This window comes from Micromonospora sp. NPDC048871 (assembly GCF_043198155.1).
GTDB lineage: Bacteria > Actinomycetota > Actinomycetes > Mycobacteriales > Micromonosporaceae > Micromonospora.
Map to the genome: position 1 here is coordinate 288,078 of NZ_JBICUM010000004.1, position 24,859 is coordinate 312,936.

Below are 24,859 nucleotides of genomic sequence, written 5' to 3' on the forward strand. Positions count from 1 at the left end.
CCGGACAGGGGTCAGTTGGGGGCGGGGCCGTTGTCGACCAGGCGGAAGCGGGTGGTGACCGGGGCGTCGCCGGCCTCTTCGAGGATCAGGCCTCGGGTTGGGGAGTTCTGGAGGTAGGCGGAGTTGCTGCTGATCAGGTACGTGCCTCCGGCAGCGGGGTCGAGTGAGAAACGCTGTCGGGGTTCGTCCTGGTCGCAGGGGACGCCTTCGACGCGTAGTGGCTGGCTGCCTTCGGAGCGGACCTCCCAGCAGATGTCGGTCAGGTCGGTGTCCGGGTCGGCGGCGGTGCGGATCTGGTAGCTTTCGGGGCCCTGCGGCGTGATCACGAACAGCCGCCGGCCCTCGACGCCGTCGACCTCGGCCAGCCGGCCGTCGTCGAGCATGGACACCGCCGACTCGAAGGCCTCGGTGCGCACGATGGCCACCTGACGGGTGCCGGACAGCAGCCGATCGGTGTTCGGCGGCACCGCGGCGGAACTGCTCGGCGCGGCAGGGGAACTGCTCGGCGCCGCGGGTGAGCTGCTGGGCGTTCCGGGTGAGGCCGTGGGCGAGGAGGACGGGCTGGACGACCGGACGCTGGGGTCGGCGGAGGGTTCGGTGACGGTGGAGGGGTCGGCCGGACCGATCGGGGTCGGCTGCGTGGGCTCGCCGAGGCGGGCCAGGGCGACACCCGCACCGAGCGCGACGACGGCGGTGGCGGCCAACGCCACCGAGGCGGTACGGCGGCGGCGACGCCTGATGTCACCGCGTCGCCGGATGTCGGTGGCGGCCCGGATCCGGCCCTCCTGCCCCCCGTCGTGCGCCAACGCCCGCAGGGCGTCGTCGAGCTGGTTGTCGAAGCTCACCGCTGCCGCCCTCCGTCCATCTGGGAACTGCTCTCCTCGGTCAGGTGGGCGGCCAGGGCCCGACGGCCCCGGGCCAGCCGGGTCTTGACGGTGTTCTCGTTGCTGCCCACCTCCGTAGCGATCTCGGTGACACTGAGACCGACCAGATGGTGCAGCACCACCACCCGACGCTGCTCGGTGGGGATCCGCCGCAGGGCCGTCACCACGGCGACATGATCGACCGAGGTGGCCGCCACCTGCTGCCCGGTGGCGTCCCGCCGGTGGGCCCGCAACCGGTTCACGGTCTTGCGCCAGGCGCTGACCGCCACCCGGTAGGCCACCCGGCGTACCCAGGCCTCCGGGCTGTCGCACTCGCGCACCGAGGACCACCGGTCCCAGGCCCGGGCGTACGCCTCGGCCACCGCATCCTCGGCCTCGGCCCGGTCGCCGATCATCGCGTACAGCTGACCCAGCACCCGCTGCACGGACCCGGAGTAGAAGGCATCGAACTCCGCCGCGTCACGCATCGATACAAGTCTCCCACCCGACCGGGTTGAATGAGCAAACTGCCTGGTCACGCCGCTGGCGACCCGACCCGAGGTGGGTGGCCGGGTCGCCGCGCGGGTCATTTGCGCGGGGCCGGTCCGGTGTCGTTGAACCGGAAGCTGCGCAACGGCGCCGCGTCACCCAACTCCTCCAGGATCAACCCGGAGCGCGCCGAATCACGCAGGTACGCCCACCGGTTGCTGATCACATACTCGCGGGGGCCTCCCCCCTCGGCGGGGGCGATGACGAACCGCTGCGCCGGGTCGCCCGCCCGGCAGGTGGCACCCCGCACATACAGCGGCTGGGTGTTCTGCGGGTTGTGCGACTGCCAGCAGACCGGCTTGCCGGTGCCGCCACCGTAGTACGCCTTGATCAGGTACTCCCCCGCGCCCAGCGGAGTCGGCACGAACACCTGCCGTCCCTCGGCGCCGTCCACCTCGGCCAGTCGACCACCGTCGAGCAGGGACAGGCCGGACTCGAAGGCCCCCACCCGCACGATCGTGACCCGACGCTCGCCGGACAGCACCGGATCGGGGCTCGCGGTCGGCTTCGGCTTGGGCTTCGCGGCCGGCGGCTGCGCCACCACCTCAGCCGCCGTCCCCGCCTCAGCCGCCGGCTTTACCGCCGACGCCGTCGCCTCCCCGGCCGGCGAGGTCGCCCCGTACATCATCGCGGTGACGCCGGTCAGCGCCACCAGACTCGCCCCAGCGAGCCACCTACCCAGCACCACGGTTGCCTCCCGGTGGTCCCGACCGCTGTCGCCAGCAGCCCCGTCGGCGGCCGGTCCTCGGTCGATTCATCCTGATGACGCCCACGTCGGGCGGTGGGTTTCACCCCTGCGTCGGATTTCTCCGACATGAAGCACCTTCCCCAATCGGTGATCAACGCACTACGGTGGGTGCGCTACGACAGGCCGCGACCGGGGGGCAGCATGGCGGAGTTCGACTACATCGTGGTCGGTGCCGGCGCTGCCGGTTGTGTACTGGCCAACCGACTGACCGAGGACCCGGGCACCCGGGTCCTGCTCATCGAGGCCGGCGGCTGGGACCGCAGCCCCTGGGTTCGCATCCCCAAGGGATTCAGCCGGCTGATGGACGACCGGCGCACCGCCTGGCACTATCCGGCGCAGGTCCGCGCCGGCCAGCAGGAGATCTGGCAGCGCGGCCGGCTGATCGGCGGGTCCAGCTCCATCAACGGCATGGTGTACGGCCGGGGCGACCGGATCGACTACGACGAGTTGGAACGGCTCGGCAACCCCGGCTGGGGCTGGGACACCATGCTGCCGATCTTCAAGCGCCTGGAGGACAATCCGCTCGGCGCCTCCGAGGTACGCGGCACCGGCGGACCGTTGCGTCTTTCCACCGCCACCGGCACCGACGAGGTCTGCGAGGAGGCCATCGCCGCCGGGGAGAAACTGGGCTGGCGCCGGGTGGACGACCTCAACGCCACCGACGACGAGCGCATCGGCTACCTGATGGCGACCATCCGCGACGGCCGCCGCAGCAACGCCGCGGACGCCTTCCTGCATCCGGTCCGCAACCGCCCCAACCTCACCGTCGTGGTCGACACCATCGTGGTACGCCTGCTGGTCGAGAACGGACGCGCCATCGGGGTACGCACCCGCCGAGGCGGGCAGGACCTCGACCACCGGGCCACCGCCGAGGTGATTCTCGCCGCCGGGGCGCTGGCCACCCCGCAACTGTTGCAGGTCTCCGGCATCGGCCCGGCCGACACCCTGCGCCGGGCCGGGGTCCCGGTGCTGCTGGACAGCCCGCGGGTAGGGATCGGGATGCGGGAGCACCGCACCACCCCCCTCCAGTTCCGGCTGACCGGCCGGGCCGGCTACAACGCCCGCCTGCGCAGCCCGCTAGGGCAGGCCCGGGAGATGCTGCGGTACCTGTCGACCCGACGAGGACTGCTGGCCCTGCCGGTGTACGACGTCGGGGCGTACTTCCGCTCCGCCCCGGAGGTGACACATCCGGACGCCCAACTGCTGCTGGCCCCCTTCTCGGCGGCGCCCCGGCGACCCGGGCGGGCCCTCGAACTGGAAGCCGAGGCCGGGCTGATGGCCCAGGTCACGGTGACCCGACCGGAGAGCGAAGGCAGCCTGGCCATCACCTCGGCCGATCCCGGCACCCCACCGGCGATCGTGGCGAACTACTTCACCGCCGACCACGATCGGCGGGTCGCCGTCGGGGCCTTCCGGCGGGTCCGGGAGCTGTTCGGCACCGCGCCGATCGCTGGGCGGATCGTGGCCGAGACCCTGCCCGGAACGGCCGTACAGCAGGACGAGGAGATCATCGAGGCTGGGCTGGCCCAGGGCTACTGCGGGTACCACGCCGTGGGCACCTGTGCGATGGGGCCGGGCGACGACTTCGTGGTGGACCCCCGGTTGCGGATACGCGGGGTGGAGGGTCTGCGGATCGTGGACGCCTCCGTACTGCCGATCCTCGTCTCGGGCTACCTCAACGCCCCGGTGATGGCCCTGGCCTGGCGCGCCGCCGACCTGATCCGCGCCGACCGCTGACCTGCCCCGGCCTGCCCCACCCTGGCCGACCCGACCGGCCTGACCTCGCCGTGCCGACCCTTCATGCCCCCCGCCGCTGGTGGTTCCCCGTCGAACGGCAGCCGGTGGTGCCCGCTGCACCACCCGTAGAGCTTCCTAGGCAGATAGGTTGCGGGGCTGGCGCCCGGTGCGGGTGCCGCCGTACCCCTCGGTGGGTCCTGATCCAGTGGGCAGGCTGGGGGTGCGAGGATCGGTGAGGACAGGCTGTGACCTGCCTTACCAATGGCTGGACCGGGAATCAGGTCGGCGATCTGAGGTTTGCAGCCAGTTGTGACGATCGCACCGCTACCTGCCCTGACCGCCCGACCGGTGGAGACGACCCGATGACGACTGTCGACCCCGCCGTCGCGCCGCCGCCGGTGATGCCCGGCGACCTGATGAGCCCCCGGCAGCGCCTGCGATTGATCCTCGTACTCGGGTCGCTGATCGCGGTGGGGCCGCTGACCATCGACATGTACCTGCCGGCGCTGCCCGCGATCGTCGACGACTTCGGGACCAGTTCGGCGGCGGTGCAGTTGACCCTCACCGGCACCCTGATCGGTCTGGCCCTGGGTCAACTGCTGATCGGTCCCCTCTCCGACGCCTTCGGCCGTCGGAAACCCCTGATCGCCGGCACCGCCCTGCACATCGTCGCCTCGGTGTGCTGCGCACTGGCCCCGAACGTCACCGTCCTCGGAGGGTTGCGGGTCGTGCAGGGCCTCGGCGCGGCGGCGGCCGCCGTGATCGCCACCGCCGTGGTCCGCGACCTGTTCACCGGTACGGCCTTCGCCCGGATGCTCTCCCGCCTGCTGCTGGTGATGGGGGCCGCACCGGTGCTCGCCCCCACCCTCGGCAGTGAACTGCTGCGCTGGACCCAGTGGCGTGGCGTGTTCGCGGCCCTGGCGGTCTTCGGCGTACTGCTGATGCTCATCGCTCTGCTGGGCCTGCCGGAGACCCTGCCGCCCGCGCGGCGGCAACGCGGCGGGCCGGCGCACATCGCGCGGCTCTACGGATCCCTGCTGCGCGACCGCGCCTTCGTCGGCTTGATCATGGTCGCCGGGTTGGCCATGGCGGCCCTGTTCGCCTACGTCGCCGGGTCCTCCTTCGTGATGCAGGAGCAGTACGGGTTGGACGAGCAGCAGTTCGGGCTGGCCTTCGGTGCCGGTGCCATCGGGTTGATCGCCGCCACCCAGGGCAACGTACGACTGCTGCGCCGCTACACCCCGCAACGGATCCTGCTGGTCGCCCTGCTCGCGGGTACCGGCGCGGCTGTGGTGCTCGTCGCGCTCGCCCTGACCGGTTTCGGCGGGCTGCCGGCGCTGCTGGCCGCGCTGTGGTTGGTGCTGGCCGCGACCGGCCTCGCCCTGCCGAACGCGCCGGCGTTGGCGCTCAGCCGGCACGGCGAGGCGGCCGGTACCGCCTCCGCCCTGCTCGGTGCGGTGCAGTTCGGGGTAGGTGCGGTGGCCGCCCCGCTGGTCGGGGTGCTCGGCAACGGGGCGGTGGCGATGGCCGCGGTGATCGCCGGCGGTCTGGCCTCGGCGCTGGTAGCCCTGCTCGTCGTGGCCCGGCCCGACCAGCACGCTGTGGTGGAGGCGGAGCCGGTGGCCGTCGCACTGCACTGATCCTGGCGCCGGTGCGTCCTCGGCCGGTCACCGCGATCCGTGCACGCTCTCAGCTCGACAGGGCGCGCGTCCGAAGCTCGTCAGGGCGCGCGTCCGGCAACGACGGCCCGCATCGCCGGAGAAATACAAAAAGCAGGAAGCGGTCGCTTCCTGCCACTCTTAACTTATAGCGCACATGGGGTCTTGCGGCAAGACCCGGGTGATGCCGCAGAATCTGCGACCGAGGCCACGAGCTGCGGAAACGGAGGGGAGATCTCCCTACCGTGCGGCAGCGCGCGATGGCCGACTCATCCACTCCATGTGAACGGGCGGCGCATGTTTGACGTGATCGTTGTAGGCGGCGGACCGACCGGCCTGATGTTGGCCGCAGAATTGCGGCTGCACGGGATACAGGTCGTCGTCCTGGAGAAGGACGCGGAGCCGACCAGTTTCGTCCGGTCGCTCGGCCTGCACGTACGCAGCATCGAGGTGCTGGACCAGCGCGGACTGCTGGACACCTTCCTCGCCAACGGCCAGCGGTACCCGGTAGGTGGGTTCGCCGCCATCGACAAACCGGCGCCCGAACTGGACAGCGCGCACGCCTACATACTGGGGATCCCGCAGACCAGCACCGACCGGCTGCTCGCCGAGCATGCCGTGGCCGTCGGGGCGGACCTGCGGCGCGGCTACGAAGTGGTCGGGCTGAGCCAGGACGAGCACGGGGTCACCGCCGAACTGGCCGACGGCACCCGGTTGCGCGCCCGCTACCTGGTCGGCTGTGACGGCGGGCGCAGCACCGTACGCAACCTGCTCGGGGTCGGTTTCCCCGGCGAGCCGAGCCGGGTCGACACCCTGCTGGGTGAGATGGAGGCGGATGCCCCGCTGGACACGATCGTCGCCAAGGTCACCGAGATCCGCAAAATCCAGAAGCGGTTCGGTCTCGGGCCCATCGGCAACGGGGTGTACCGGGTCGTCGTGCCCGCCGAGAAAGTGGCCGTCGACCGGACCGTCGCGCCGACGCTTGACGAGTTCAAACAGCAACTGCGGGCGTACGCCGGCACGGACTTCGGGGTGCACTCGCCCCGCTGGCTGTCGCGCTTCGGCGACTCCACCCGGCTGGCCGAGCGTTACCGGGTGGGCCGGGTGCTGTTGGCCGGCGACGCCGCGCACATCCACCCCCCGACCGGCGGGCAGGGCCTCAACCTCGGCATCCAGGACGCCTTCAACCTCGGCTGGAAACTCGCCGCCGAGGTGAACGGGTGGGCGCCGGAGGGGCTGCTGGACAGCTACCACACCGAACGGCATCCGGTAGCGGCCGAGGTGCTGGACAACACCCGCGCGCAGATGGAGTTGCTCTCCACCGAGCCGGGCCCGCAGTCCCTGCGCCGACTGCTGTCGGAGCTGATGGACTTCGAGGAGGTCAACCGCTACCTGACCGAGAAGATCACCGCGATCCGGGTGCGGTACGACTTCGGCCCGGGGCACGACCTGCTGGGCCGACGGATGCGGGACGTGTCGCTGGGCCGGGGACGCCTCTACGAGTTGACCCGCAGCGGCCGTGGACTGCTGCTCGACCAGACCGGCGAGCTCTCGGTCGCCGGATGGGCCGACCGGGTCGACCACGTCGTCGACACCAGCGCCGAGTTGGAGGTGCCCGCGATCCTGCTGCGGCCCGACGGCCACATCGCCTGGGCCGGTACCGACCAGCAGGAGCTGCTGGCCCAGCTACCCCGCTGGTTCGGTACCCCGACCGATTGACGCGATGTGCGAGCATCGCCCGCATGTCTGAACTGACCGTGCGATCGATGACCGAGGCCGAGTTCGACCAGTGGCGGGCCGGCATCGTGCGGGCCTTCGCGGACGCGCAGGTGGCGGCCGGCAACTGGCCCGCCGAGGAAGCCCAGGAACTGGCCCGACAGAACAACGCCACCCTGTTGCCGGAGGGTTTCGGCACCCCCGGGATGCTGTTCCTCACCGGTGAACTCCACGACGGGACCTCGATCGGGGTGTTGTGGATCGGCCTCACCCATCCCCGTGGGGTCCCGGACTGCGCCTTCCTCTACGACATCGAGATCGGTGCGGCCCACCGTGGGGCGGGCCACGGGCGGACCCTGCTGGCCGCCGGTGAGGACGCGGTTCGCCGGCACGGGGTCGGCGCCATCGAACTCAACGTCTTCGGGGACAACGCCCGCGCCGTCGGGCTGTACGGCAGTTCGGGATACCGGGTGGTCACGCAGCAGATGCGCAAGACCCTGGTGGCGCAGCAGTGAGGTGAACGGATCACGCCGTGAGGCCGCCCCACCGGGATTCGGCGGTGCGGCCTCACGGGCTCATGTGCGGCAGAGTCAGGACACCGAGGCGGGGAACCTCTCCCAGACCCGGTGGTTGGTCATCAGTTGTTGGACGGTGTCGAAGACGTCGTCGCCGGAGTCACCGGTGACCACACCCGGGCTGCCGGTGACACCGGCCTGGTCCAGGACGGTGACGCCGGTGCCCCACGCGCCGATCGCCTTGGCGTGCCGCCAGACCTCCTCGACCAGCAGCAGCACCCGGGGGTCGATCGTGGCGGAGTTGGCCGCGCCGGCCTTGGCGTCCCGGGCGGGCAGGGCGTCGGGGGCCGGTGGCGGCGCGGCGGCTAGCAGCAGGGCGTCGAACTCCACCGAGCGGCCGGTGGCGAAGGTGCGCTGCACCGGCAGATCGCCGATCATGCCGCCGTGCCCGGCGATCAGCAGGGGCACCATGTCCGCGGCGAAGACGGCGCGACGTACCTGATGAATGGTGTCCAGGTCGCTGTCGTCGGTCACCACGATGCCGACCATCCGGCCGTCGACCGGCCACTGCCGGCCCACCTGGGACAGCGCGGGGCTGGGGGTGACCTCGGCCAGCGGCACGGTCGGCTCCGGTGCGGGCAGTCCCAGGCCGGTGGCGACCTGGGCGCAGAGCACCGGGTCGATGTTGGCCAGGCATTGCAGCTGACGTTCCTTGATCGCCTGGTGGTAGCACTTGCCCAACTCGAAGGTGTAGGCCCGGATGATGTGTTCCTGCTCGACCGGGGACATGCTCAACCAGAAGAGTCGGGCCTGGCTGAAGTGATCGTCGAAGGAGGCCGGGCTCTGCCGGACCTTGGGGGCCTGGGCCACCTGGACCGGTACGTCGACGAACGGGTGGTCGTCCTCTCCGGCCGGGAAGGGGTTGCCCCCGTCGAGGGAGTTCGGCCGGTACGGCGCCACCCCGGCGTGGATGGCGTGCTGGTGGAAGCCGTCACGCAGCATGTCGTTGACGGCGGCGTGCGGCCGGTTGATCGGGATCTGGGAGAAGTTCGGCCCGGCCAGCCGGGTCAGCTGGGTGTCGACGTACGAGAAGAGGCGGCCCTGCAACAGCGGATCGTTCGTCACGTCGATGCCCGGCGGCAGGTGGCCGACGTGGAAGGCCACCTGCTCGGTCTCGGCGAAGAAGTTCGTCGGGGTGCGGTTGAGCACCAGCTTGCCGATCGGCTGCACCGGGGCCAGTTCCTCCGGCACGATCTTGGTCGGGTCGAGCAGGTCGATGCCGGCGAAGGTCTCCTCCGGAGTGTCCGGGAAGACCTGGATGCCGAGTTCCCACTCGGGGAAGGCGCCGGCCTCGATGGCGTCGTAGAGGTCCCGGCGGTGGAAGTCCGGGTCGATCCCGTTGAGCAGTTGCGCCTCCTCCCAGACCAGGGAGTGCACGCCCAGCTTGGGCTTCCAGTGGAACTTCACCAACGCGGTCTCCCCCGCCGCGTTGACCAGGCGGAAGGTGTGGACGCCGAAGCCTTCCATCGTCCGGTACGAGCGCGGAATGCCCCGGTCGGACATGTTCCACATGGTGTGGTGCTGCGCCTCGGTGTGCAGGGAGACGAAGTCCCAGAAGGTGTCGTGGGCGCTCTGCGCCTGCGGAATCTCCCGGTCCGGGTGCGGCTTGGCGGCGTGGATGATGTCCGGGAACTTGATGGCGTCCTGGATGAAGAAGACCGGCATGTTGTTGGCGACCAGGTCGAAGGTGCCCTCGTCGGTGTAGAACTTGGTGGCGAAGCCACGGGTGTCGCGTACCGTGTCGGCCGAACCGCGCGAACCGAGCACGGTGGAGAAGCGGACGAAGACCTCGGTCTCGCGGCCCTTACGCAGGAAGCCGGCCCGGGTGACGTTCTCCGCAGTGCCGTACGCGGTGAAGATGCCGTGCGCGCCGGCGCCCCGGGCGTGCACGACCCGCTCCGGGATGCGCTCGTGGTCGAAGTGGGTGATCTTCTCCCGCAGGTGGTGATCCTGGAGCAGGACCGGTCCGCGTGGCCCCGCCTTCAGCGAGTGGTCCGTGTCGCGCAGCCGCGCCCCCTGCGCGGTGGTGAGGTAGGCACCCTGCTGACCCTTGGCCTTCGCGGGGACACCGGTCTTCGCCCCGGTGGGGGTACGGGTCTGCGGGGTGCCCTGCTCCGGCTTGGGTGGCAGGGGGTCGTGCGGGGTGGTCGGCTCCGCCAGGGACGGCGGGGCGCTGCCCGGGGCACCGGGCGCCTGCGGGGTCAGCGCCTCGGTGACCTTCTCGGCGGCTGACTCCACGACATCCTTGACCGCCTTGGCGGGGTTACGCGATTCCATCTCTGCGGGTACCTCCCTGGAACACAACGAGCAGACCCCAGGGGCGGTACCCGGGCCAGAGAGAACAAAACGGGCCGAAGGCACTCGACGCTGCCGTATGGATCACATCCGGCGGACCGGTCACCTGCCGGCCCGGCGGCTCAGCCGGGCGACCCGGTGAACTGATCGAAATAGGCCTTCATCGCCGGGTAGTAGTCCTCGAACGAGGGCATCGGGGTGTCGTTGTGGACGGCCAGGAGGCGATCCAGGTAGTACTCCCAGCCGGCCCCGATCTCACCGAGCCCCTCGACCGTGTCCAGGTGCTGGACGAAGCGCAGTTCCGTCCGCTCTCCCTGCGGGGTGAGCAGCACCTCCATCCGCCAGAGACCGGATTCGTCCTGGCTGGAGAGGGCGAGCCGGTGGGGTGGATCGCAGGTGTCGATCCGCATCTCGGACCACGGCTGTCCCTCCTCGAAGCCCATCTGCACCTGGATGCTTCGACCGGGTCCGGCCTGGCCGGACCAGCGGCCGTACCAGCGGGCGGTGCGATCAGGTTCGGTCAGGCTGGCCCAGACGTCGGAGATCGGGGCCCGAAATTCCCGGGTGACGACCAGGGCGGGACCGCTCTCGGTGTCGACGAGGCGTCCGGTTGGTATGGGAGTCAAGCTGTCCGCTCCTCACGGGATGTCGGCGAGCCGCCGGTGCGGCGCTCGCGGCGGGTACGGTGAACCTCGGTTTCCAGCGCGTCGAACCGGCGCTCCCAGGCCTCGGCCCGGGTGAACTGCGTCAGCCACTGGAGCAGATCGACCAGCCGGGTCGGGTCCAGCTCGTAGCGGCGCTCGCGGCCGACCACGGTGTCGCGCACCAGACCACTCTCCCGCAGTACGCGCAGGTGACGACTGACCGCCGGCCGGCTGATCTCGAAGTGCGCGGCGATCCGACCGGCCGTGAGCCGATCCTCCCGCAGCAGTTCCATGATCCGCCGACGCACCGGATCGGCGATGGCGGCCGCTATCTCGTCCACCGGTAAAGCGTAACCGATGGGTTACGGGTTTTCCATCGCCGCGGCGGGAGCGTGCGCAACGGCGATGACCACCTTCGCTCGGGCGTGTTCGCCCTCGAGGTAGCCGATGGCCTGGGGCACCTCGGCCAGGGGGTAGCTCCGGTCGATGACCGGGGTCAACTGCCCGGCTTCGGCGTACCCGCGGAGGGTGTCGAGGTGCGCGCGGCTGGGTGTCGTGGTCAGGACGGCGATGCGCTGCCGGACGAAGGGCGCCAGCAGCCGCCCCCGGGCCAGCAGCCAGACCGGCCCGAGCAGACTGCCGTCCCGGTAGACCCCTCCGCCGGAGAGCAGGAGGGTCCCGGTCGGGGTCACCGCGCGCCGCAGGGCGGCCAGCGAGCGGTTGCCGACCAGGTCGAACACCAGGTCGTGGCGGCGACCCGCGCGGGTGAAATCGTCGCGGGTGTAGTCGATGACGTGGTCGGCCCCCAGGGTGCGGACCAGGTCGACGTTGCGGGTGGAACACACCGCCGTGACGGTCACGCCGAGGGCCTTGGCCAACTGCACGGCCAGGGTGCCGACCCCGCCCGAGGCGCCGTTGATGAGGACCCGCTGACCCGGCTCGACCCCTCCGACGTCGGACAGCCCCATGAGGGCGGTGACCCCGGCCAGCGGCAGGGCGGCGGCCTGCTGCGGGGTCAGGTTCGTCGGCGCGGGCGCGACCAGGGTCTCCGGTACGCAGACGTACTCGGCGAACGCGCCGTTGGCGTCGCCGAGGTCGCCGAAGACAGCGTCGCCGGGGCGTACCTGGTGGACGTCGGGACCGACGGCGCTCACCCGGCCAGCGAAGTCGCGGCCACGGATGCGGGCCCGAGGCTTCGAGGGGCCGAAGGCCAACCGGGACATCCACGGGTCGCCCCGCACGATGTGCCAGTCGTACGCGTTGAGCGCGGCGGCCTCGATCCGCACGAGCACCTCGCCGGCGGCGGGCACCGGCACCTGGACCTCGGCCAGGTGCAGGGTCTCCGGCGGTCCGTACCGGTCCTGGACGATCGCTCTCATCATGACCTCCCCATCGGTAGGTGTACGGCGTACACCTGTGCGATTTGACGATAGGTGTACGCCGTACACCTGTCAAGGCGGTTATGGTTCTCCCGGCCCCCGGAAGACGAGGATCACGATGGCTGAGCAGGCAGGAACGCCCCGGCGGACGCCGCTGAGCAGAGACCGGGTCCTGCGCACCGCCGTCGCGCTCGCCGACACGGCCGGGATCGAGTCGCTGAGCATGCGCAACCTCGCCCAGGAGTTGGGCGTGGTGCCGATGGCGCTCTACAAGCACGTGGCCAACAAGGACGAACTGCTCGACGCCATGATCGACATGGTGGTCGGCGAGATCGACCCGCCGACGCCCGACGCCGACTGGAAGCAGTCCGTCCGGGGAGGAATCCTGTCGGCGCGGGCGGCGTTGCGACGCCATCCCTGGGCGGCGCTGGCCATCGAGTCCCGGAACATGGCGACCCCGGCGATCCTGGGCTACCTCGACTCGGTGGTCGCCACCCTGCGTTCCGGCGGCCTCTCCGCCGACCTGGCCCACCATGTGATGCACGCGCTGGGCAGCCGGGTCCTCGGCTTCAGTCAGGAGCTGTTCGACACCGCCCGGGACGCCGGCCGGTCCGGCCCGACCACCGTGCCGCAGCCGGCCGCCCTGCCGCCGGAGGTCGCAGCCCGGTTCCCGCACCTCGCGGCGATCGCCACGGCCGCCTCCCACGACGACGCCTCGGTGGTGGGATCCGGCTGCGACGACCAGTTTGAGTTCGAGTTCGCGCTGGACCTGCTGCTGGACGGCATCGAACGGTTGCAGCAGCAGGGATGGACCTCAGCGCATCGGTGAGAACGGTCGGTGCCGGCCGCGGCGCTCAGTCCGGCTGTTGTGGTCCGTCCGCCTCGGGTAGCCGGCCCTCGGCGGCGACACTGTCGGCGTACGCGGCCGCCTTCGGGTAGCGGGCGGGCAGCAGCGGCGGGTCGCGGTCGCGCTGGCTTCGTCGGGCGGCCTCGGCTGGTCTTCCTGGACGAGCCCACCACAGGTCTCGACGTGGACGCCCGGCGGGCCCTGTGGGAGGGCGTCCGTTCCTTCCACGCCGACGGCGGAGCCGTCCTGCTGACCAGCCACTACATCGAGGAGGTGGAGGCGCTGGCCGACCGGTCGTGGTGTTGGACCACGGCCGGATCATCGCCGACGACAGTGTCGCCGAGATCCGCGGCCAGGTCCGGCTCAAACGGGTCACACTGACCGACCCGGTGCTGCCCGCGCTGAGCGGGGTCGCCTGCACCCTTCGTACCCACCCGAGGCGCGACCGACCTGGTGCTGGTCGCGCTCACCGGAGAGTCCGTCGGGCCGCTGTCACTGGTGATGCTCGCGGTATGGCTCACGATCTTCGCCGGGCTCACCGTCTGGGGCCACCGCCGCGATCAGGTCCGCCGGTTCGACTGACAGGTTGGCTGAACACGCTCTACTGCTTCTGATCGATCAGCTTCCCAGGGCGTCGACCAGGGTTTCGACGAGCGCGGCGGCGTAGCGGCCGTCCGGGTCGAGGTCCGGGTCGTAGATCGTCACCTCAAGGCCGACACAGGCTGGGTTCGCGAGCAGCGGACGGAGCAACTCCACCAGATGCGGATAGTCCAAGCCGCCGGGGTCGGGCACGTCGGCGGCCGGCATGACCGCAGGGTCGAGCACATCGGCCCGTCAAGGTAGGCGATGCCGTAGCGGCCACGTAAAGGATTGAGCAGTCACCGCCCAACAGCATCAGGAAGCCTGCGCTGTCGAGGACCACGTTCACCCGCTCCGCCAGTCGGCGCGTGTACGTCGCGAGGGCGTCGGCGTTGAGCACACCGTCCCCCGGCCGCCAGCCACGGATGTCGTAGCGCGGCGGGACGACCACGCCACCGTCGTGCGCCCCGAGCCGGTCGAGCAGACGCGGCAAGCTGCCGGTACCCATTCATGGCGACAGCCGAAGAATGGACCCAACACCCGCCGGGGACCTCTGCCCCGTCGATGACACCCCGGCCTTCATCGCCGTGATAGATCCGAACGACTCCTGAACCTGCGACGGCGACGCGGTCGGATCACCGCCAGCGCGGTCAGCACGAACCCGAGCATTCCGGCCAGTCCCCAGGGCTGGTGGTCGGTACTCGCCGTCACCCGGCTCGCCGCTCCCGCCGTGACGATGTCGCCCTGGATCTGGTAATTGCCGACGGCGAGGGCCGGCAGGGTGACCGGCACCCGGATCTCACGTTCCTCCCCGGCGGCGAATTCGTCCGGGTCGGGTGGGATGACGAAGCCGGTCGGGTCCGGGCCTCGACCGACGCTGAACGACCAGGCCACGTTCACCGGTGCGGGCTGCTCGTTGCGCAGTCGCAGCACGAGCGTCCGGCGGGCGGGCGCGCCGAAGTGGGCGGTCCACCCGTCGGCGCGTTCCAGATGCGCCGCGAGGACGGTCGGGGGCCGGGTGGCCGCCTGCCGGACGGTGTCATCGACCGGTGCGGGTGCCCCGGTGACGACCAGCGGCGCGGTGGCCGACAGCGAGTTGTCCAGAGTGATCACTCGCACCTGGCAGGGACAACCGCCGGGTGGCGCCACGACGGTCAGCGGAGTCCCACCGGTGCCGCCAGCCGGCAGGTGGATCTGTGCCGAACTGTCCACCGCGCAGCGTGCCGGCGTGCCCGTGCCACACAGCTCGATGCGGACCGTACCGCCGGGCCAGCCGGTGAGCCGGACCAGCACCTGCTCCCCCGGCTTCGCCTCGGTCCGGTCCACGCCGACGTGAGGGCCGGGATCCGGGGCGCCGGTCAGGGCGAGGGCGGCGATCAGGGCGAGAGCGGAGGTCGGGAGCCTCACTTCTCGACCGTCGGCGGTCGACGCCGCGCCGAGCGCAGCCGGATGACCAGCAGCCAGCCGAGACCGGTGAGCAGGACGGCGGCCCAGACCCACGGTACGGCCCAGGTGCCGACGGTACGGCGCACCGTGGGCAGGATCTGGTCGGGGGTGGCCGGGTCGACGGCCACGGCGGCGGTCAGCCGACCGACTGGTGCCACGCCGTTGATCTGTTTGGTGATGGTGATCGCCGCGCCGGGCAGCAGTTCGGGCACGTCGACGGGTTCGGTACGGGCCAGCCGGAGACCGAACGGGGCGGTCAGGCGTACCTGGGTGGTGCCGGTCAGTCGGGTGTTACCGGTGTTGCGCAACCGGTAGCTGACCACGACCGGGCCGGTGCCGAACGGGTTGAGCGGGTTGTCGTAGCCGATCCGCATCGCCTCGACCTGGAGGCCGGGACGGACCGGGCCGGCCACCCGCAGGTAGATCCGGGCCGCGACCCGCCGGTCCAGGTTGACCTGTCCCCCGTCGCCGGCGGACTGCACCTGGGCGATCGAGGCGACCACGCCGCCGGCGTGGTCGCCGGGTGTGGCGTTGGCCGGCACGGTGATCTGGAACGGCAGGATCACCTGTTCCCCGGCGGGCACCCGGTAGGTCCGCTCGGCGAAGGTGGTCCAGGCGCCCACGTCGGTGGCGGGGCGACTGGCCGGTTGCAGGGCGAACCCGCCGTCGGTGGTGGTGAACGCGTCGGCGCCGTACACCGCGAAGGTCATCGCGCGTTTGCTCAGGTTGGTGATGGCGACCCGGTCGTCGATGCGCTGGCCGGGTTCGGCATCGTGGACGAAGTAGCTGCGCCCGGTGGGCCCGGACGGGCCGGAGGGCTGGACCGCCCAGGTGAAGCCGGTGGCGCTCGGGGTCGGGGCGGGTGCCGACGCGGCGGCCGGGCCGCCGGCCAGGACGGTGGCTAGCACGGTGAGGACCGCGGTCGCGGCGACCAGGTGCGGAGAAGGGCACCTCGTCATCAGTCTGCGCACAACAAGGTGCCCTTCCACGCGTCAGGACAGGGTCAGGGTGAGGGTGGCGGTGTAGTCACCCGGCGCGGCGGCGGGCGGGACCCCGAGGCGCAGGTCGGCACCGCACTGGAAGCTGCCGGCGCTGGCCCCGGCCCCGGCGGCGCACAGCGTACGGGCGCTGCCCAGGCCGTTACCCGGGTTGGCCGGGGCACCGGGGTTGACCACCCCGGTTGCGCCCACCAGACCGTCGGCGAGCACGGACGCGCTCGGCGTCCAGCCGAGGTTGTCGGCGGCGATGGCGCCACCGAGCGCGCTGGTGAACTCCTCCACCTGACCGACGACGTTCCAGCCGGCGTTGGTGCCGCGCAGGTCGCTGACCGTCACCGCGTGGAGTGCGCCGCCGGCGAAGGCGCCGGGGTGCACGGCGGACAGTGCAACGCTGCTGCCCGAGGCGGTCAGCGTCAGCGGGCCGGACTGGAGCACCTCGGCGGTGATCTCCTGCTCGGCGCCGCTCGGGCCACCGCCGAAGGTGATCGGGGTGAAGGTGTCCTGGCTGCGGTCGCTGGAGGCGTGCGCCGCGAAGGTCATCACGTAGCACTGGATCGCGGTGCAGTCGACGCTGTTGCCGTTGCCGTCGATGTAGGTCGGCACCAGGTCCAGGGTGGTGGAGAAGCTGCCGTCGGCGGGCAGCCGCACCTGAGCGGCGGACGACGAGGCGTTCTTGTGCACCCACTTGACCGGCTTGTAGGGACGCGAGTTCGTCCAGTAGTTCTCACCCTTGGGCCCGAAGGCCAGGTAGAAGCCGACGCCACCGTTGGCCTCCGGGTCGAACCCGGTACCGGTGACGGTGACGGTGGCGCCCTCAGGGTCGAGAGCGGCGGACGGGTTCACCGTCACCGACGGGGCGGCGGGAGCGCCACCGACGCCGGTGCTGAGGGTGAACGACGCCGGGTCGAGCACGGTGCCGGCGGTGAAGAAGCCGGAGAACGCGGTGGCCCCGGTCTCGGTGAGCGTGGTGGTGAGGTTGCTCCAGGAGGCCGTGCCGCCGGAGACCGTCGGGCTGGTCGTGGCGAGGGTGGCGATGGCCGCCTGCTCGATGCGCACCGGCTGGAAGCCGCCGCCGCTGGCCTGCAGGTCGACGTCGGCGAGCAGGGAGCCGCCGGCGCCGTCGAGGACCACGGTCGGGTTGGCCAGGGTGATGGTGAAGAAGTGCGCAGGGTACGAGAAAACCACCGTGCCGCCGTAGTTCACCGTCGTCGCTCCGGTGGCACTGTCGTACGTGCCGCCGGTGGCCGGGAACTTGAAGGTGCCGTCGGCGTTGCGGGTCGCACCGTCGGTGACCGCGATCGGCGGGTTGCCGTTGCCGGTCGACACGTACGCGCGGAATGAACTCTTGAAGCCCCAGTCGAGGCTTCCCCCGGTGACAGCGGTGGGTGCCGCCGTGGCCGGGGTCACCACGGTCAGTGCGGCGGCGGCACCGAGTACCGCGGCCGTCACCCACCGGTACGACCGTCGGCGAACACCGCCGGGTCTGGGTACGGACATGTGTCTTCCTCTCAGCAGGGGGAGGGCAGGGTTAGGTTAGGCTCACCTAACTTTTTGGAGAATCCCCCGAACGCCCTCTTGCGCGATTGGCAAGATCGACTTAGGTTAGCCTAACCATACCAACGGAGGTTAGTCATGCCTGCCCGCCTAGCCGCCGCCCTGGTCAGCGCGATACTGCTGGCCCTCGGCACCCTTCCGGCCAGCCCCGCGTACGCGAACACGGTCGGCGAGGGACCAAACGGTCAACGGCTCTCCGTCAGCAAGACGAGTGGGATTTCGCTCGTCGGCACCACCGTCACCGTCACCGGTTCCGGCTACGACACCAGCAAGGGGATCTACGTCGCGTACTGCGTCGACAACGGCGCGGGCGTGGCACCCTCACCCTGCGGCGGCGGCGTCGACACCACCGGCTCCACCGGCGCCTCGCACTGGATCTCTTCCAATCCACCCTCGTACGCCGAAGGGCTGACCGTCGCGTATGGCGCGGGCGGATCGTTCACCGTGCAGGTGAAGATCACCTCAAAGATCGGCGACGTGGACTGCACCACCGGCCGCTGCGTGGTGGCCAGCCGCAACGACCACACCCGCGCCTCGGACCGCTCCCAGGACGTCAAGGTGCCGGTAACCTTCGTCACCCCGGCCAGCCCGAGCGCACCCGCTGCCGCCCCGGCCGCACCCGCTCCCGCCGCGCCGACGAACACCTCCGCCGCGCCGACGAACACCTCCACCTCGACCACACCGGCCGCCACCGGCTCGGCGCCCGCAGCCATCGTCGGCTCGGCCGCCGCTGCCGGGGCCACCGACGCCGCCGGCGGCGAGGCCGCACCGGCACCCGGCGCCGAACAGCCCCTGCTCACCACGCAGGTCAGCGACACCTCCGGCGCGGGAGGCTGGTTCACCGCGGTCCTGGCGGGACTTGCCGTGCTGCTGGTCGTCGTGGTGGCGCTGCGGATGCGGGGCCGACGCCGGGAACAGCGATGAGAAGGTGCCTGACGCTGCTGACGCTGCCCGCGCTGCTCGGCCTCACCGCCTGTGCGCCCGCCGCCTCGACGGCGGCCCCGACGACGGGCTGCGGACCGACCACGGCCGTGGTCACCGACGTGGACATCGCGCCGATCGGCGTCGATCCCGGCAGCACCCTGCCGGCCACGGTCGCCTCGGCCGACGGCTCCAGCGTGACGGTCACCGACGCCAGCCGCATCCTGCCGGTGAACCTCTACGGTTCGATCGCCGAGATCGTGTTCAGTCTCGGGCTCGGTGACCGGGTCATCGGCCGGGACACCTCCACCACCTTCCCGGCCGCCAGCGACCTGCCCGTGGTCACCCCGGCCGGACACGACCTGTCCACCGAGGCCATTCTGCGCCTCAACCCCACCGTCGTACTCGCCGACGACAGCATCGGCCCGCCCGAGGTGCTCGCCCAACTGCGCCGCGCCGGCATCCCGGTGGTCCTCGTCGACGACGACCAGAGCCTGGCCGCCATCGGCCGCAACATCCGGACCATCGCCGCCGCGCTCGGCGTACCGGAGGCCGGGGAACTGCTGGTGACCCGGGTGGAGAGCGACATCGCCGCGGCCCGCCGGGTCGCACCACCCGACGTCGCACCACTGCGCATCGCGTTCCTGTACGTCCGCGGCACCGCCGGGGTCTACCTGATCGGTGGCAGGGGCGCCGGATCCGACGAGATGATCCGCGCCATCGGCGCCACCGACGCCGGCACCGAGATCGGGTTGTCCAACTTCCGCCCGCTGACCAGCGAAGGACTGATCAACGCGGCACCCGACGTCATCCTGGTGATGACCGAAGGGCTGGAGTCGGTCAAGGGTGTCGACGGGTTGCTCACCCTGCCCGGGGTGGCCCAGACCCCGGCCGGTCAGCACCGCCGCATCGTGGACATGGACGACGGGCTGCTGCTCACCTTCGGCGCGCGTACCGGCCGGGCCATCCGGGCGTTGGCCGACGCGGTGTACGGATCATGCGCGTGAGACGGGTAAGCCTGGTCGCGGGCCTCGCGGTCGCCCTGCTGCTGCTCTGCCTCGTCGCCGCCGGCACCGGGCAGGTCCGGGTCCCCCCGGCGGAGGTCCTCGGCTCGATCCTGCACCGCATCGGCCTCGACATCGGACCGACACCGAGCGCCACCCACGGCGAGAGCGCACTGTGGGTGGTGCGCTTCCCCCGGGTCGTGCTCGCCGTGATCGTCGGGGCCGCGCTCGGCTGTGCCGGTGCGCTGATGCAGGGCGTCTTCGGCAACCCCCTGGCCGAGCCCGGCGTCATCGGCGTCTCCTCCGGCGCGGCGGTCGGCGCGGCGACGGTCATCATCACCGGAGCGGCCACCTTCGGCGGCTGGACCGTGGCCGCCGGGGCGTTCCTGGGCGGTCTCGCCGCCACCGCCGTGGTCTACTCGATGTCGCGCGTCGGCGGGCGGACCGAGGTGGTCACCCTGGTGCTGACCGGCATCGCGGTCAACGCGGTGGCCGGCGCGCTGATCGGCCTGCTGATGTTCTTCGGTGACGCGGACGCCGTACGGGCCATCGCCTTCTGGCAGCTCGGCAGCCTGGCGCAGGCGAACTGGGCGGCGGTGGCGGTCACCGCCCCGTGCGCGGCGGTCGGCATCGCGGTCGCTGTCGCCGCCGCCCGCCGCCTCGACCTGCTCGCCCTCGGCGACCGGTCGGCCCGGCACCTCGGCGTCCACGTCGAACGGCTGCGGCTGGCGATGGTCGCGGTGACCGCCCTGCTCGGTGCCGCGGCCGTGGCCTTCACCGGGGTGATCTCCTTCGTCGGTCTGGTGGTGCCGCACCTGGTCCGGATGGTCGCCGGCCCCGGACACCGGCTGCTGCTGCCGGCCAGCGCCCTGGGCGGGGCCATCGTGGTCGTCGCCGGGGATCTGGCCGCCCGCACCCTGGTCGACTACCAGGAACTGCCGCTGGGCGTGTTGACCGCCGTGGTCGGCGGACCGTGCTTCTTCTGGCTGCTGCGCCGGACTCGGGCCCGAGCGGGAGGTTGGGGATGATGTGGGCTGATGTCGATCCGGACCAGATCGGCCTGCGGGTCGAGCGCCTGAGCATCCGGCGCGACACGCGACCGATCCTGTCCGAGGTGTCCCTCGCGGTGCGCCCCGGCGAACTGCTGGCGCTGGCCGGCCCCAACGGTGCCGGCAAGAGCACCCTGCTCGCCGCGATCTGCGGCGACCTGGCTCCCGCCACCGGCACCATCGAGTTCGCCGGCCGGCCGCTGACCCGTTGGGCACCGGTCGAGCTGGCCCGACTGCGCGCCATGCTGCCGCAGCGTGCCACCATGTCGTTCCCGTTCACCGTGGCCGAGGTCGTCGCGATGGGACGTGCCCCGTGGGCCGGTACGCGGCTCGCCGCCGAGGACGACGACGCGGTGGCCGAGGCGTTGCGGCTGACCGGGATGCAGGCGTTCGCCGGCCGGGTGTTCTCCGCGCTCTCCGGTGGCGAGCAGGCACGCGCGGCACTGGCCCGGGTGCTCGCCCAGCGCACCCCGATGCTGCTGCTGGACGAGCCGACCGCCGCACTGGACCTGCATCACCAGGAGTTGGTGCTCAGGCTGGCCCGCGATCGGGCCCGGCAGGGTGGCAGCGTCGTGATCGTGCTGCACGACCTGGGCCTGGCGGCGGCGTACGCGGACCGCATCGCGTTGCTGGCCGGTGGCCGGCTGGTCGCCGACGGGCCACCGGGCACAGTGTTCACCGCCGATCGCCTCAGCGAGGTCTACCAGCACGAGGTCGAGGTGCTGCCGCACCCGCACACCGGTGTCCCGCTCGTGCTGCCGGTACGCCCCTGACCAGCCGGGCTGGTCAGGGGCGTCAGGTCTACGGTAATGCGGTCAGCTCAGCTGGCGTCCGGTCGTGGGGTACGGCCCAGCGCGGCGCACGCCTCGCGGTACATCCGGGCGGCCTCGGCGCGGATCTGCCGGCGCTCGACGATCCGGTCGGCGAACGGAATGCGGACCGGCACCTCGACGCCGTCCACGACGGCCAGGAACTCCATCGCTTCGGCGTCCATGCCCGACATGGTGGCCGCAGTGGCCGTCGGCTGGCCGCCCAACCCCTGGCAGATCACCCGACAGTCGTCGGCGTGGTCGGTGTTCATGTGTCGCAGCACCGCCACGACCACCTCGGGGGTGACGGGGTTCGTAGCGGTCACGCCGCGCTCCCCTGCGTGACCGCCCGCCCCAGGTCGTCGAGCATGGCGGTGTTCAGCCGGTAGGCGTACGACACCTCGCCCAGGAAGCGTTGCCGCTCGACGGCGTCCCAGGGCGCCGCGTCGAGCAGTTCGCGGTAGTGCTGCTTGACGGTACGCGCGTCCAGGCCGGGGAAGATGAAGAACCGGGTCCCGTCGGTGTCGAAGTCGAAGGTGCGGCGCAGCGCGCGGGCCATCACCTGACCACCGGAGAGGTCACCCAGGTATCGGGTGTAGTGGTGGGCGACGAAACCGGCCGGCCAGGAGAAGGCCACCTCGCGCAGGCGTGCCCGGTATTGCGCGGTGGCGTCACTCGGGGTGACCCGACCGGTCCAGTCCGGACCGTGCAGGAAGGACAGATCATCGACGATGCGCGGCAGTCGACGCAGTTCGTCGACGACGAACGGGCCGGCCACCGGATCGTCGCGCATCGTGTCGGCGGCCTCTTCCAAGGTCTGGTAGACCACATGCAGCTGTTCGAGCAGCGCAGCATACCCGGCCCGGTCCAGATGTCCCGACAACAACGCGTCGAAGTACGTCACACTCTGCGCGGCCCGATGGTCCGCCCTGGTCAGCTCACGCACCTCTGCGGCGAACCCCATAAGCACCTCCTGGTTAGGTAAGCCTAACCTATCATGATCAAGCTTCTTCGTGGAGATGGCCGAAAGTGCCAGCCCGGATGCCTGGACAGGGGAAACCACCTCTACCGACGCCCCGGCATGGCGACGCGCGAGGGACGTTGACACCGCTTGGGCGAACTGGCCCCCTCGGACGCCGAGTTCTCCGACAACGTGATCGCGCCGCCCGGTGCCGGGGAGCGGGGCCAACTGCTGAGGCGCAGGTCGGCCCCGGCGGGCGGGCGTACGCCACCGGCGCAAGCCCCCGTCCCGCCCGCCGGGGCGCCCCGGTAGGTGACAGCCCTACCCGTGCGGCGCCACGATCTGGATGAGGTTGCCGCAGGTGTCGTCGAAGACGGCGGTCGTCACGGTCCCCGCGTCCAGCGGGGGCTGGGTGAAGGTCACTCCCTGCGCGGTCAGCCGCTCGTACTCGGCCGACACGTCCGCGACGGTGAACATGGTGACCGGGATCCCGTCGGCGACGAGGGCCTTCTTGTAGGCGAGGGCGGCCGGGTGCTGATCCGGTTCGAGGAGCAGTTCCACACCCTCCGGGTCCTCCGGGGAGACCACGGTCAACCAGCTGTATTCGCCCAGCGGCACCTCGGTCTTCTTGGTGAAGCCGAGCACCCCGGTGTAGAAGGCCAGGGCCTTGGCCTGGTCGTCGACGAGAACACTCACGTGTCCGATTCGCATGGTCCCACCCGCCATCTCCGATAGATCTGCTGAAGTGGGGACGTGTCAAGGTCGATGAAGGTGTACCGGCCCTGACGGCGCAGCACCACCAGCCCCGCCTCGGCCAACACGGCCAGGTGCTGGGAGATGGCCTGGCGGGTGGAGGTGAACCCCTTTCCCGTCAACCGGACGCACAACTCGAACAGGGTCTGGCCGCTGCGTTCCTGCAACTCGTCGAGGATGGCCCGCCGGGTGGGATCTGCCAGCGCCTTGTACACGTCGCCCACCACGGCACCATAGGCAAGTGCTCACTTGCATGTCAACCATCGACGATGTTCCGAGTAGGTAAACCCTTGCCTCCGGCGGTCGGCAGGCCTGGCGCGGGCGGACGCATCTTGCGACCCTTACGCTCGTGTACGACTACGACGTGTTGGTGCTGGGTTCCGGACCCAGTGGTCAGAAGGCCGCGATCGCCGCCGCCAAGCTCGGCCGACGGGTCGGCCTGGTGGAACGACGCGACATGATCGGCGGGGTGTGCATCAACACCGGCACCGTGCCCTCCAAGACCCTGCGCGAGGCCGTGCTCTACCTGACCGGCCTGAGCCAGCGGGACCTGTACGGCAGCAGCTACCGGGTCAAGGAGGACATCACGGTCAGCGACCTGGCCGCCCGCACCCAGCATGTGATCAACCGGCAGACCGACGTGATCCGCAACCAGTTGGCTCGCAACCGGATAGCGGTGATCACCGGCACCGGGCGGTTCGCCGACCCCCACTCGGTCTGGGTGGACGGCGGATCCGGCCAGGAATCCAAGGTGACCTTCGACAAGGCGATCATCGCCGCCGGCACCCGTCCGGCCCGCCCGGACAGTGTCGACTTCGACGACCGGACCATCGTGGACTCCGACGGCGTCATCAACCTCCAGGCCGTACCGCGCAGCATGGTGGTGGTCGGCGCCGGGGTGATCGGCATGGAGTACGCCTCCATGTTCGCCGCCCTCGGGACCAAGGTGACCGTGGTCGAACGCCGCGAGCGGATGCTCGACTTCTGCGACGAGGAGATCGTCGAGTCCCTGAAGTACCACCTGCGGGACCTGTCGGTCACCTTCCGCTTCGGCGAGGAGGTCGCCGCGGTGGAGAAGCACCAGACCGCCGCGCTGTGCATCCTCAGGAGCGGCAAGAAGATCGTCGCGGACACGGTGATGTACTCCGCCGGGCGTCAGGGGCAGACCGACGGGCTGGACCTGGATGCCGCCGGCCTGACCGCCGATCGGCGGGGTCGCATCGAGGTCGACGCGAACTACCGCACCGCCGTGGAGAACATCTACGCCGTCGGTGACGTGATCGGCTTCCCGGCGCTGGCCTCGACCTCGATGGAACAGGGTCGGCTGGCCGCCCAGCACGCCTGCGGCGAGCCGGTGCGGGCCATGCACCAGTTGCAGCCGATCGGGATCTACACCATCCCGGAGATCAGCTTCGTCGGTAGGACCGAGCAGGAGTTGACCGACAGCGCCACCCCGTTCGAGGTCGGCATCGCCCGCTACCGCGAGCTGGCCCGGGGGCAGATCGTCGGTGACTCGTACGGAATGTTGAAGTTGCTCGTCTCACCGGAGGACGGACGCCTGCTGGGTGTGCACGTCTTCGGCACCGGCGCCACCGAAATCGTACACATCGGACAAACCGTGATGGGCTGCGGCGGCACGGTCGACTACCTGATCGACGCGGTGTTCAACTACCCCACCCTGGCCGAGGCGTACAAGGTGGCCGCCCTGGACGCCGCCAACAAGATCCGCAACATCACCCGCATCGACGGCTGATCGGGGCGGGGCGCTAAGCCC

General features: G+C 71.0%; 26 protein-coding genes. 11 read left to right on the forward strand and 15 right to left on the reverse strand.

Annotated elements, in window-relative coordinates; genetic code table 11:
- Positions 1–11: 11 nt before the first annotated feature.
- The 3 genes from ACGFIK_RS12775 to ACGFIK_RS12785 form a co-directional block, all read right to left on the reverse strand.
- The gene (locus ACGFIK_RS12775; protein WP_327026182.1) at positions 12–845 is read right to left on the reverse strand and encodes a hypothetical protein; all 834 of its coding nucleotides are present in this window, start codon (positions 843–845) and stop codon (positions 12–14) included.
- Positions 842–1,351: a sigma-70 family RNA polymerase sigma factor gene (locus ACGFIK_RS12780; RefSeq protein WP_327026183.1), complete on the reverse strand. Its 510-nt coding sequence runs from the start codon at positions 1,349–1,351 to the stop codon at positions 842–844. The genes ACGFIK_RS12775 and ACGFIK_RS12780 overlap by 4 nt, the downstream gene beginning before the upstream one ends.
- Before the next feature lie 98 nt (positions 1,352–1,449).
- The gene (locus tag ACGFIK_RS12785) at positions 1,450–2,100 is read right to left on the reverse strand and encodes a hypothetical protein (RefSeq protein WP_393339283.1); all 651 of its coding nucleotides are present in this window, start codon (positions 2,098–2,100) and stop codon (positions 1,450–1,452) included.
- Positions 2,101–2,301: 201 nt separating this feature from the next.
- Between ACGFIK_RS12785 and ACGFIK_RS12790 the strand changes: the two genes are divergently transcribed.
- The 4 genes from ACGFIK_RS12790 (at position 2,302) to ACGFIK_RS12805 (ending at position 7,786) form a co-directional block, all read left to right on the forward strand.
- Positions 2,302–3,897, forward strand: a complete 1,596-nt coding sequence (locus ACGFIK_RS12790; protein WP_327026185.1) for a GMC family oxidoreductase N-terminal domain-containing protein — start codon at positions 2,302–2,304, stop codon at positions 3,895–3,897.
- 362 nt (positions 3,898–4,259) lie between these two features.
- Entirely contained in the window at positions 4,260–5,537 is a 1,278-nt protein-coding gene (locus ACGFIK_RS12795; RefSeq protein WP_327026186.1) for a multidrug effflux MFS transporter, read from the forward strand.
- Positions 5,538–5,852: 315 nt separating this feature from the next.
- Positions 5,853–7,274 (forward strand): rifampin monooxygenase, encoded by a 1,422-nt coding sequence (gene rox, locus ACGFIK_RS12800; RefSeq protein ID WP_327026187.1) that lies wholly within the window; start codon positions 5,853–5,855, stop codon positions 7,272–7,274.
- A 23-nt stretch (positions 7,275–7,297) separates the two neighbouring features.
- A complete protein-coding gene (locus ACGFIK_RS12805; protein WP_327026188.1) occupies positions 7,298–7,786 on the forward strand; it encodes a GNAT family N-acetyltransferase in 489 nt (162 codons plus the stop codon).
- A 75-nt stretch (positions 7,787–7,861) separates the two neighbouring features.
- Here the strand turns inward: ACGFIK_RS12805 and ACGFIK_RS12810 are convergent, their stop codons facing one another.
- From ACGFIK_RS12810 to ACGFIK_RS12825, 4 genes are all read right to left on the reverse strand, one after another.
- Positions 7,862–10,123 carry a catalase gene (locus ACGFIK_RS12810; protein ID WP_327026189.1) on the reverse strand — a complete coding sequence of 754 codons (2,262 nt, stop codon included), beginning with the start codon at positions 10,121–10,123 and terminating at the stop codon, positions 7,862–7,864.
- Between the two features lie 140 nt (positions 10,124–10,263).
- Entirely contained in the window at positions 10,264–10,767 is a 504-nt protein-coding gene (locus tag ACGFIK_RS12815) for an SRPBCC family protein (protein ID WP_327026190.1), read from the reverse strand.
- Entirely contained in the window at positions 10,764–11,126 is a 363-nt protein-coding gene (locus tag ACGFIK_RS12820) for a metalloregulator ArsR/SmtB family transcription factor (protein ID WP_327026191.1), read from the reverse strand. Before ACGFIK_RS12820 ends, ACGFIK_RS12815 begins: the two co-directional genes overlap by 4 nt.
- A 21-nt stretch (positions 11,127–11,147) precedes the next feature.
- Positions 11,148–12,164: an NAD(P)-dependent alcohol dehydrogenase gene (locus ACGFIK_RS12825; protein ID WP_327026192.1), complete on the reverse strand. Its 1,017-nt coding sequence runs from the start codon at positions 12,162–12,164 to the stop codon at positions 11,148–11,150.
- 118 nt (positions 12,165–12,282) lie between these two features.
- Between ACGFIK_RS12825 and ACGFIK_RS12830 the strand changes: the two genes are divergently transcribed.
- Together ACGFIK_RS12830 and ACGFIK_RS12835 are read left to right on the forward strand one after the other, a co-directional pair.
- Positions 12,283–12,993, forward strand: a complete 711-nt coding sequence (locus tag ACGFIK_RS12830) for a TetR/AcrR family transcriptional regulator C-terminal domain-containing protein (RefSeq protein ID WP_327026193.1) — start codon at positions 12,283–12,285, stop codon at positions 12,991–12,993.
- Positions 12,994–13,464: 471 nt separating this feature from the next.
- Positions 13,465–13,593, forward strand: a complete 129-nt coding sequence (locus ACGFIK_RS12835; RefSeq protein ID WP_327026195.1) for a hypothetical protein — start codon at positions 13,465–13,467, stop codon at positions 13,591–13,593.
- A gap of 36 nt (positions 13,594–13,629) precedes the next feature.
- Here ACGFIK_RS12835 and ACGFIK_RS12840 read toward each other — a convergent pair whose 3' ends face one another.
- From ACGFIK_RS12840 to ACGFIK_RS12855, 4 genes are all read right to left on the reverse strand, one after another.
- Positions 13,630–13,818 carry a hypothetical protein gene (locus ACGFIK_RS12840; protein ID WP_327026196.1) on the reverse strand — a complete coding sequence of 63 codons (189 nt, stop codon included), beginning with the start codon at positions 13,816–13,818 and terminating at the stop codon, positions 13,630–13,632.
- 351 nt (positions 13,819–14,169) lie between these two features.
- A complete protein-coding gene (locus ACGFIK_RS12845) occupies positions 14,170–14,997 on the reverse strand; it encodes a hypothetical protein (protein ID WP_327026197.1) in 828 nt (275 codons plus the stop codon).
- Complete coding sequence (locus ACGFIK_RS12850) at positions 14,994–15,995, reverse strand: WxL protein peptidoglycan domain-containing protein (RefSeq protein WP_327026198.1); 1,002 nt, start codon at positions 15,993–15,995, stop codon at positions 14,994–14,996. The genes ACGFIK_RS12845 and ACGFIK_RS12850 overlap by 4 nt, the downstream gene beginning before the upstream one ends.
- A 33-nt stretch (positions 15,996–16,028) precedes the next feature.
- Positions 16,029–17,531: an HtaA domain-containing protein gene (locus ACGFIK_RS12855; RefSeq protein WP_327026199.1), complete on the reverse strand. Its 1,503-nt coding sequence runs from the start codon at positions 17,529–17,531 to the stop codon at positions 16,029–16,031.
- A 135-nt stretch (positions 17,532–17,666) separates the two neighbouring features.
- Between ACGFIK_RS12855 and ACGFIK_RS12860 the strand changes: the two genes are divergently transcribed.
- Genes ACGFIK_RS12860 through ACGFIK_RS12875 form a run of 4 tightly spaced genes read left to right on the forward strand, consistent with a single transcriptional unit; the run spans position 17,667 to position 21,335 of the window.
- On the forward strand, positions 17,667–18,512 hold the full coding sequence (locus tag ACGFIK_RS12860) for a hypothetical protein (RefSeq protein WP_327026201.1): 846 nt from the start codon (positions 17,667–17,669) through the stop codon (positions 18,510–18,512).
- On the forward strand, positions 18,509–19,516 hold the full coding sequence (locus ACGFIK_RS12865; protein ID WP_327026202.1) for an ABC transporter substrate-binding protein: 1,008 nt from the start codon (positions 18,509–18,511) through the stop codon (positions 19,514–19,516). The genes ACGFIK_RS12860 and ACGFIK_RS12865 overlap by 4 nt, the downstream gene beginning before the upstream one ends.
- Positions 19,507–20,541: an iron ABC transporter permease gene (locus ACGFIK_RS12870; RefSeq protein ID WP_327026203.1), complete on the forward strand. Its 1,035-nt coding sequence runs from the start codon at positions 19,507–19,509 to the stop codon at positions 20,539–20,541. Before ACGFIK_RS12865 ends, ACGFIK_RS12870 begins: the two co-directional genes overlap by 10 nt.
- Positions 20,538–21,335, forward strand: a complete 798-nt coding sequence (locus ACGFIK_RS12875) for a heme ABC transporter ATP-binding protein (RefSeq protein ID WP_327026204.1) — start codon at positions 20,538–20,540, stop codon at positions 21,333–21,335. The genes ACGFIK_RS12870 and ACGFIK_RS12875 overlap by 4 nt, the downstream gene beginning before the upstream one ends.
- A gap of 47 nt (positions 21,336–21,382) precedes the next feature.
- Here the strand turns inward: ACGFIK_RS12875 and ACGFIK_RS12880 are convergent, their stop codons facing one another.
- From ACGFIK_RS12880 to ACGFIK_RS12895, 4 genes are all read right to left on the reverse strand, one after another.
- Positions 21,383–21,697 (reverse strand): DUF2470 domain-containing protein, encoded by a 315-nt coding sequence (locus ACGFIK_RS12880; RefSeq protein WP_327026205.1) that lies wholly within the window; start codon positions 21,695–21,697, stop codon positions 21,383–21,385.
- Positions 21,694–22,335 carry a biliverdin-producing heme oxygenase gene (locus ACGFIK_RS12885; protein WP_327026206.1) on the reverse strand — a complete coding sequence of 214 codons (642 nt, stop codon included), beginning with the start codon at positions 22,333–22,335 and terminating at the stop codon, positions 21,694–21,696. The genes ACGFIK_RS12880 and ACGFIK_RS12885 overlap by 4 nt, the downstream gene beginning before the upstream one ends.
- Positions 22,336–22,653: 318 nt before the next feature.
- The gene (locus ACGFIK_RS12890; RefSeq protein WP_327026207.1) at positions 22,654–23,043 is read right to left on the reverse strand and encodes a VOC family protein; all 390 of its coding nucleotides are present in this window, start codon (positions 23,041–23,043) and stop codon (positions 22,654–22,656) included.
- Positions 23,025–23,300, reverse strand: a complete 276-nt coding sequence (locus ACGFIK_RS12895) for a metalloregulator ArsR/SmtB family transcription factor (RefSeq protein ID WP_393339483.1) — start codon at positions 23,298–23,300, stop codon at positions 23,025–23,027. The genes ACGFIK_RS12890 and ACGFIK_RS12895 overlap by 19 nt, the downstream gene beginning before the upstream one ends.
- Positions 23,301–23,434: 134 nt before the next feature.
- Here ACGFIK_RS12895 and sthA point away from each other — a divergent pair, with 134 nt between their 5' ends.
- Positions 23,435–24,838, forward strand: a complete 1,404-nt coding sequence (gene sthA / locus ACGFIK_RS12900; protein WP_327026209.1) for a Si-specific NAD(P)(+) transhydrogenase — start codon at positions 23,435–23,437, stop codon at positions 24,836–24,838.
- Positions 24,839–24,859 lie beyond the last annotated feature (21 nt).